The sequence below is a fragment of the Arthrobacter crystallopoietes BAB-32 genome (assembly GCF_000328305.2).
GTDB classification, from domain to species: Bacteria; Actinomycetota; Actinomycetes; order Actinomycetales; family Micrococcaceae; genus Crystallibacter; species Crystallibacter crystallopoietes_A.
Genome location: NZ_ANPE02000075.1, coordinates 1 through 7,036 on the forward strand (window position 1 = coordinate 1; position 7,036 = coordinate 7,036).

General features: G+C 68.1%; 7 protein-coding genes. 4 read left to right on the forward strand and 3 right to left on the reverse strand.

Features of this window, described 5'->3' with window-relative positions:
- The 3 genes from D477_RS04415 to D477_RS04425 form a co-directional block, all read right to left on the reverse strand.
- On the reverse strand, nt 1-1,065 hold a 1,065-nt coding region (locus tag D477_RS04415), incomplete at its 3' end, for a molybdopterin oxidoreductase family protein (RefSeq protein WP_005267664.1).
- The gene (locus tag D477_RS04420) at nt 1,065-2,471 is read right to left on the reverse strand and encodes an MFS transporter (RefSeq protein WP_005267666.1); all 1,407 of its coding nucleotides are present in this window, start codon (nt 2,469-2,471) and stop codon (nt 1,065-1,067) included. The genes D477_RS04420 and D477_RS04415, both read right to left, overlap by 1 nt.
- Before the next feature lie 161 nt (nt 2,472-2,632).
- Entirely contained in the window at nt 2,633-3,037 is a 405-nt protein-coding gene (locus D477_RS04425) for a phage holin family protein (protein WP_005267668.1), read from the reverse strand.
- Between the two features lie 73 nt (nt 3,038-3,110).
- Between D477_RS04425 and hisC the strand changes: the two genes are divergently transcribed.
- The 4 genes from hisC to D477_RS04445 all read left to right on the forward strand — a co-directional run.
- On the forward strand, nt 3,111-4,262 hold the full coding sequence (hisC, locus tag D477_RS04430) for a histidinol-phosphate transaminase (protein ID WP_005267670.1): 1,152 nt from the start codon (nt 3,111-3,113) through the stop codon (nt 4,260-4,262).
- A 151-nt stretch (nt 4,263-4,413) separates the two neighbouring features.
- The gene (gene pdhA / locus D477_RS04435; RefSeq protein ID WP_005267672.1) at nt 4,414-5,586 is read left to right on the forward strand and encodes a pyruvate dehydrogenase (acetyl-transferring) E1 component subunit alpha; all 1,173 of its coding nucleotides are present in this window, start codon (nt 4,414-4,416) and stop codon (nt 5,584-5,586) included.
- The gene (locus D477_RS04440; protein ID WP_005267674.1) at nt 5,586-6,560 is read left to right on the forward strand and encodes an alpha-ketoacid dehydrogenase subunit beta; all 975 of its coding nucleotides are present in this window, start codon (nt 5,586-5,588) and stop codon (nt 6,558-6,560) included. The genes pdhA and D477_RS04440 overlap by 1 nt, the downstream gene beginning before the upstream one ends.
- Nucleotides 6,561-6,574: 14 nt before the next feature.
- On the forward strand, nt 6,575-7,036 hold a 462-nt coding region (locus tag D477_RS04445), incomplete at its 3' end, for a biotin/lipoyl-containing protein (RefSeq protein WP_005267677.1).

Consider the following 7,036-nt stretch of genomic DNA (forward strand, 5'->3'; position numbering starts at 1 on the left):
GCCTTGGCGAGTCTCCAGCAGGAGCGCCAGATTGATCGCGGCCGTCGCCGTGTCCGTGCCGTCGATATGCTGCTCAACTCCTCGGCCCGTGAGGATGTAGGCCCCGCCGGCCTGATGCCCGCCGGCTGCCTTGCGCGCGTCGGCCAGCAGGTGTGCCGTCTCCCGGATGAGTTCGGCCGGCACCCCTGTCACGGCTTGCACACGGGCGGGCCACCACCGGTTGAGGCTGCGGTGCAGCTTCTCGAAACCGGTAGTCCGCCGGGAAACGAAGTCCAGGTCCGCCAGCCCTTCGTGCACCACCACATGGGCCAGCCCCAGCAGCAGCGCCATGTCGGTCCCCGGAACCGGCGCCAGGTGCAGACCCGCTCCGGCCTGAGCCAGTTCAGCCGTCGCAGAGCGGCGCGGGTCAACCACTATCAGCCCGCCAGCGTCCCTGGCACCCTGAAGGTGCTGGACGAAGGGCGGCATGGTGTCCGCGACGTTGGACCCCAGCAGCAGGATGGCGCTGGCCTTGTCCAGGTCCTCCAGCGGGAACGGCAAGCCGCGGTCCAGGCCGAAGGCGCGGTTCCCGGCTGCCGCCGCCGAGGACATGCAGAACCGTCCGTTGTAGTCGATCCGCGAGGTCCGCAGCGCCAGCCGGGCGAACTTGCCCAGTTGGTACGCCTTCTCATTGGTGAGCCCGCCGCTGCCGAACACGCCCACCGCATCCGCCCCGTGGAGCGCCTGCGTACTGCGGACGGCGCCAGCCGCCAGGTCGAGGGCTTCGTCCCAGCCCACCGGGTGGAAGCTGCCGTCGTCCCCGCGGAGCAGGGGAGTGGCCAGGCGCTCGGGCGAGCCCAGCAGTGTACTGGAGGACCAGCCCTTGCGGCACAGCCCGCCGCGGTTCGTGGGGAAGTCGCGGCCGGACACGGCCAGCTCAGTACCCGCTGCGGCCGGCACAGCCGGAGCCAGCCCGACCGCTGAAGCGATGGCGCCGCCGTCGTTCGTTGCGGCGGCGTCCGCGGCGGGAGCCAGACGCATCGCGCACTGGAGCGCGCAGTAGGGGCAGTGCGTCGGGGTGCCCATCAGACACCGCCCCGCGCCATGGTGGAGCCGGGCCGCAGGTAGCAGAACCAGGTGACGGCGAGCATCAGCACGTAGGCCGCCACGAACCCGTAGAACGCGCTGGTGTAGTTGCCGCTGGCGGCATGCGACGCGCTGAGGACCTGGGGGATCACGAAGCCGCCGTAGGCCCCGATGGCGGAGATCAGGCCCAGCGCCGCGGAGGCCTTGCGCTGGCTGTCCACCTCATTGCGGCCGGATCCGCGGGACTCCCGCTGCCCGCGGACCGCGAAGATGCGCGGGATCATCCGGTAGGTCGCGCCGTTGCCGAAGCCGCTGGCCGTGAACAGCGCCAGGAAGAGGGCCAGGAAGAGCCAGAAGCTGCCCAGCGGCAGCGTCCACACGACCGCCACGGCGATCCCCGCCATTGTGGCGAACGCCGCCACCGTCATCCGCGCTCCGCCGAACCGGTCGGCCAGCCTGCCGCCCAGCGGACGCGTCAACGAGCCGACCAGCGGACCCAGGAACGCCAGCGAGAGCGCCGCCGTGCCCACCGCGAAGGACGAGAACTCGGGGAACATGTCCTTGATCAGCTTCGGGAAGACGCCGGAGAACCCGATGAACGAGCCGAACGTGCCGATGTACAGCAGCGCCATGATCCACAGGTGCGGTTCGCGCAGCGCGGCGACGGAGCCGGCCATGTCGCCCTTGGCATGGGACAGGTTGTGCATGTACTTCCGGGCGCCCCAGGCGGCCACCAGGATCAGCGGCACCCAGATGAGCCCGCCCAGCGGCAGGTTCAGCGAGGCGGCAGCCCCCAGGGTGATGGCCAGCGGGACCACCAGTTGCGCCACCGCCGCGCCGAGATTGCCGCCGGCGGCGTTCAGGCCCAGCGCGTAGCCCTTTTCCGCGGCCGGGTAGAAGTAGGTGATGTTGGCCATCGAGCTGGCGAAATTGCCGCCGCCGAAGCCGGCCAGCCCGGCCATCAGCAGCATCACGGCGAACGGCGTCTGCGGATTCGCCACGCACACCGCCAGGCCGACAGCCGGAATGAGCAGGAGCAGCGCCGAGATGACGGTCCAGTTCCGTCCGCCGAACCGCGGGACCATGAAGGTGTAGGGGATGCGCAGCGTGGCGCCCACCAGGCTGGGCATGGAGATCAGCCAGAAGATCTGCGCGGTGCTGAAGCCGAAGCCGGCGGCCGGGAGCTGGACGGCCATGATGGACCACAATTGCCACACCACGAAGCCAAGGAACTCGCAGAAGATGGACCAGCGCAGGTTGACGCCTGCTACGGCCCGGCCCTCGGTTTCCCAGAATTGCCGGTCCTCCGGGTCCCAGCCGTCCACCCAGCGGCCGGGCCGGATCCGGAGCCCGCTGGCGGCAGGCGCCGCGGGGCCGAGGGCCGATTCTGTCTGGTCAATACTCACGCAGTCCTCCAAAGGGAGCAGGTACCCGATGGAATGACTGTAGGAAGCGCGTGTTTCGTCCCCTGCTGCGGGAGGTTACGGCCGAATCAACTGTGCCTCACGGCGGCAGGCAGCGGTGGTGAGTACGACGGCGGACGTTGGGTCCGGCGGGCAGGTGCGGTTCAGCGTGTGCGCGTGATCGCTCCGGCGATCAGGGACACGACGCTGATGATCAGGGACCCCAGCACGGCGGTCCAGAAGAATGAGTCGACGCCGAAGCGGACCGGGGTGAATCCGGAGAGCCAGGCGGTGAGCATCAGCATCAGGGCGTTGATGATGATCGTGAACAGGCCCAGGGTCAGGATGGTCACCGGCAGCGACAGCAGGCTCACGATGGGCCGGACAATGGCGTTGACGAGCCCGAAGATCAGGCCAATGAAGAGGAAACCGAGTACGACGCCGACCGTTTCGTTTCCGCCGAAGGCTTCGGCCGCCGCGGTGGCCTCCAATGTAATGCCCGGCAGGAGCCAGCTGGCCACCCACAGCGCGAGGCCGTTGATGAGGACGCGCACAATGAACTTTCCCATGGGCTCATGCTGTCATATGTGAGCCCGGAGCACAGTGCCATCCGTGTGCGCTGGCCCACGTATTCTTTAACCCATGACTTCTACCCGGAACTCCATCAATGACGCTGCGGTCCAGGAAGATCCCAGCCCCGCCGTCATTACTCCCCGACCTGTCATGGCCAAGCTGCCGAAGTACGCGGCCGGTAAGCCGCCGGCTGTGATTGAAGGACTGCAGCCGTTCAAGCTCTCTTCGAACGAGAACCCGCTGCCTCCGCTGCCGGAAGTCCTCGCCGCCATCCACTCCCAGCACAACATCCAGCGCTACCCGGACCCGCTGTCCACCGCGCTGCGCACCGAACTGGGCCGCTTCCTGGACGTGCCGGCAGAGGACATCGTCACGGGAGCAGGCAGCCTCGGCGCGCTGGTGCAGATCCTGCAGACCTTTGCCGGGCAGAACGAGGACGGTTCGGTCGACGAAGTGGTCTACGCCTGGCGCTCCTTCGAGGCGTACCCCATCATGGTCGGCTTGGCCGGCGCGGACAGCGTGCAGGTGCCCAACCGCGAGGACGGATCGCACGACCTCGAGGCGATGGTTGCGGCCGTGACCGAGCGGACCCGCGTGGTCCTGCTGTGCACGCCGAACAATCCAACGGGCCCTGCGCTGACCACCGCGCAGGTGGAGGATTTCCTGTCCAAGGTTCCCTCCGACGTCGTTGTGGTGATCGACGAGGCCTATACCGAGTTCGTGCGCGAGCCTGAGGCGGTCGACGGCGTCAGCCTTTACCGCAACTACCCGAACGTGATTGTGCTGCGCACCTTTTCAAAGGCGCACGGGCTGGCCAATCTCCGGGTGGGCTATTCGGTGGCCAACCAGAGGCTGACCCAGCACCTTCGGGTGGCGGCCACGCCGTTCGCTGTGTCCAGCCTGGCCGAAGACGCTGCGATTGCCTCGTTGAAGCACTACGAGCAGGTCATGGAACGGGTGCAGAGCCTCGTGGACGAGCGGGAGCGGGTGGTCGCCGGGCTGAAGGACCTCGGCTGGAAGTTCCCGGAGAGCCAGGGAAATTTCGTTTGGCTGCCGCTTGGCGACGACGCCCAGGACTTCGCCGAGTTCGCTGGCACGCAGGCGCTGTCCGTACGCGCGTTCCCGGGGGAAGGCGTGCGGGTCAGCATCGGTGAAGTCGAGGCAAACACTCGGTTCCTGGCGCTGTGCGCAAGCTATCCGAAAGGCCCGGGCGCTTCCTGAAGCCGTAATGGCGGCACAGCATATGCCGTGTGGCAGTAGGCTAGGAAGCGGAAAACGACCGATATATGCCCCAACGGTGATGCATTCCGTGCGGGGCATATAACCAGCACCGGCCTCCGTTGGGAAAGCGGACCGCCAGCGAGGAGTTCGTATGGGCGCTGAACACCTGCCCGCCTCGGAATTCGAGATAGAGGAACTGGAACAGGCCCTGGCCGTCAGCGATCCCGCCGACGCCCCGGACCTGGTCCAACTGCTGGACGCCAACGGCGTCCTGCGGTCCGATCCGCAGTTCAGCCCCTACGTGGAGCACCTCGACGCCGAGGCGCTGCGCGATCTCTACCGGGACATGTTCCTGATCCGCCGGTTCGACCAGGAGGCAACCGCGCTCCAGCGGCAGGGACAGCTGGCGCTGTGGCCACCGCTCCTGGGGCAGGAGGCCGCGCAGATCGGCTCCGGGCACGCCCTGCAGCCGCAGGACTACGTCTTCCCGACCTACCGCGAACACGGCGTCGCGCTCGCCCGCGGGCTCGAACTGTCGTCCCTGCTGAGGATGTTCCGCGGAGTCACCAACGGCGGCTGGGATCCGCGCGAAAAGAACTTCCACATCTACACGCTGGTGCTGGCCGCCCAGAGCCTGCATGCCGTCGGATACGCCATGGGCATCCAGCGCGACCAGGAGGACGCGGTGAGCGTGGCGTACTTCGGCGACGGGGCCAGCTCCGAGGGCGATGTCCACGAGTCCATGGTCTTCGCGGCCTCCAACCAGTCCCCGGTGGTGTTCTTCTGCCAGAACAACCACTGGGCCATCTCCGTGCCTACCGAAGTGCAGTCCAGGATCCCGCTGTCCAACCGGGCCAGCGGCTACGGATTCCCCGGCATCCGGGTGGACGGCAACGATGTGGTTGCCGTGCATGCCGTCATGCGCTGGGCGCTCGAGCACGCGCGCTCCGGCAAGGGCCCTGTGCTCATCGAAGCGTTCACCTACCGGATGAGTGCCCATACGACGGCGGACGACCCGACCAAGTACCGGCTCTCGTCGGAGGAGGCGGCCTGGAAGGAGAAGGACCCGCTGTCCCGGCTGGAGCAGCACCTGCGCAGCAGCGGCGGCGCCGGGGACGAGTTCTTCGAGGCACTGGCCGCCGACGGCGATGCCATGGCGGCTGCGGTCCGCGCCGACGTGCTCGCCATGGAGGCGCCTGACATCGAGGCCAGCTTCAACTCCGTGTACGCCGACCCGCACCCGCTGGTCGCCGAGGAGCTGGCCTGGCACCAGAAGTACGAAGCAGGATTCGCCGACACCGAGCAGGCAGGGGAGGACATCTGATGGCCGCCATGACCATCGCCAAAGCGATCACCGCCGGCCTGCGCCGCACGCTCGCGGACGATCGGAAGACCCTGCTGATGGGCGAGGACATCGGCGCCCTGGGCGGCGTCTACCGGGTGACCGAGGGACTGCAGGCGGAATTCGGAGCGGACCGCGTGGTCGATACGCCGCTGGCCGAGTCCGGCATCATCGGTACGGCAATCGGCCTCGCCATGCGCGGCTACCGCCCGATCTGCGAGATCCAGTTCGACGGTTTTGTGTTCCCGGCCTTCAACCAGATCACCACCCAACTGGCCAAAATGCACGCCCGCACCAGTGGCGCGATCCGGACCCCCGTCGTCGTACGCATTCCCTACGGCGGAGGCATCGGGTCCGTGGAGCACCACTCCGAGTCCCCCGAGGCGCTGTTCGCGCATACGGCCGGGCTGCGCATCATCACCCCGTCCAACGCGCATGACGCGTACTGGATGATCCAGCAGGCGGTGGACTCCAATGACCCGGTGATCGTGTTCGAACCCAAGCGCCGCTACTGGCTCAAGGGCGAGGTGGACACCGAGCGGGCCGGACGGGACGCCTTCAGCGCCGCGGTGCTGCGCGAGGGAACCGATGCCACCATCGTTGCCTACGGGCCGCTGGTGCCGGTGGCGCTGGCCGCCGCGCAGGCCGCGGAGGAGGACGGCCACAGCGTCGAAGTGGTGGACCTGCGTTCGATCTCGCCGATCGACTTCGACACGGTCACGGCCTCGGTGCAGAAGACCGGCCGCCTGATCGTCGCGCATGAAGCGCCCACCTTCGGCGGCATCGGCGGCGAAATCGCGGCCCGGGTCAGCGAACGCGCCTTCCTGAGCCTGGAGGCACCCGTCCTCCGCGTCGGCGGGTTCCACATGCCTTACCCGATCGCCAAGGTCGAGGAGCAGTACCTGCCGGACATCGACCGGATCCTCGAGGCCCTCGACCGCTCGCTCGCCTACTGACCTTCGGAGTTGCCATGTCGAACACCCTTATCTTCAACCTGCCCGACGTGGGTGAAGGCCTTGTGGAAGCGGACATCGTGTCCTGGAAGGTCAAGCCCGGAGACTCCGTGGCCATCAACGACGTGATCGTGGAGATCGAGACCGCCAAGTCCCTGGTGGAGCTGCCCAGCCCGTACGCCGGCGTCGTAGCCGAACTGCTGGCGCAGGAGGGGCAAACCATCGAGGTGGGTGCTCCGATCATCGCCGTCCGCACGGCCGGCGCCGAACCACAGGACGGACCGGCGAAGCCCGGCGGCGACGCCCTCGCCGAGGCCCTGCCGGCGCCCGGTGCCGGCACCGCCGCGCCGGAACCTGAAACGAAGCCCCTCGTAGGCTCCGGACCCAAGGCGGACGCAGTCAAGCGCAGGCCGCGCCGCAGCGCCGGTGCAGCCAGGGCAACAACGACGACGGCGGGGGGCCAGGGCGAAGGCAACGCC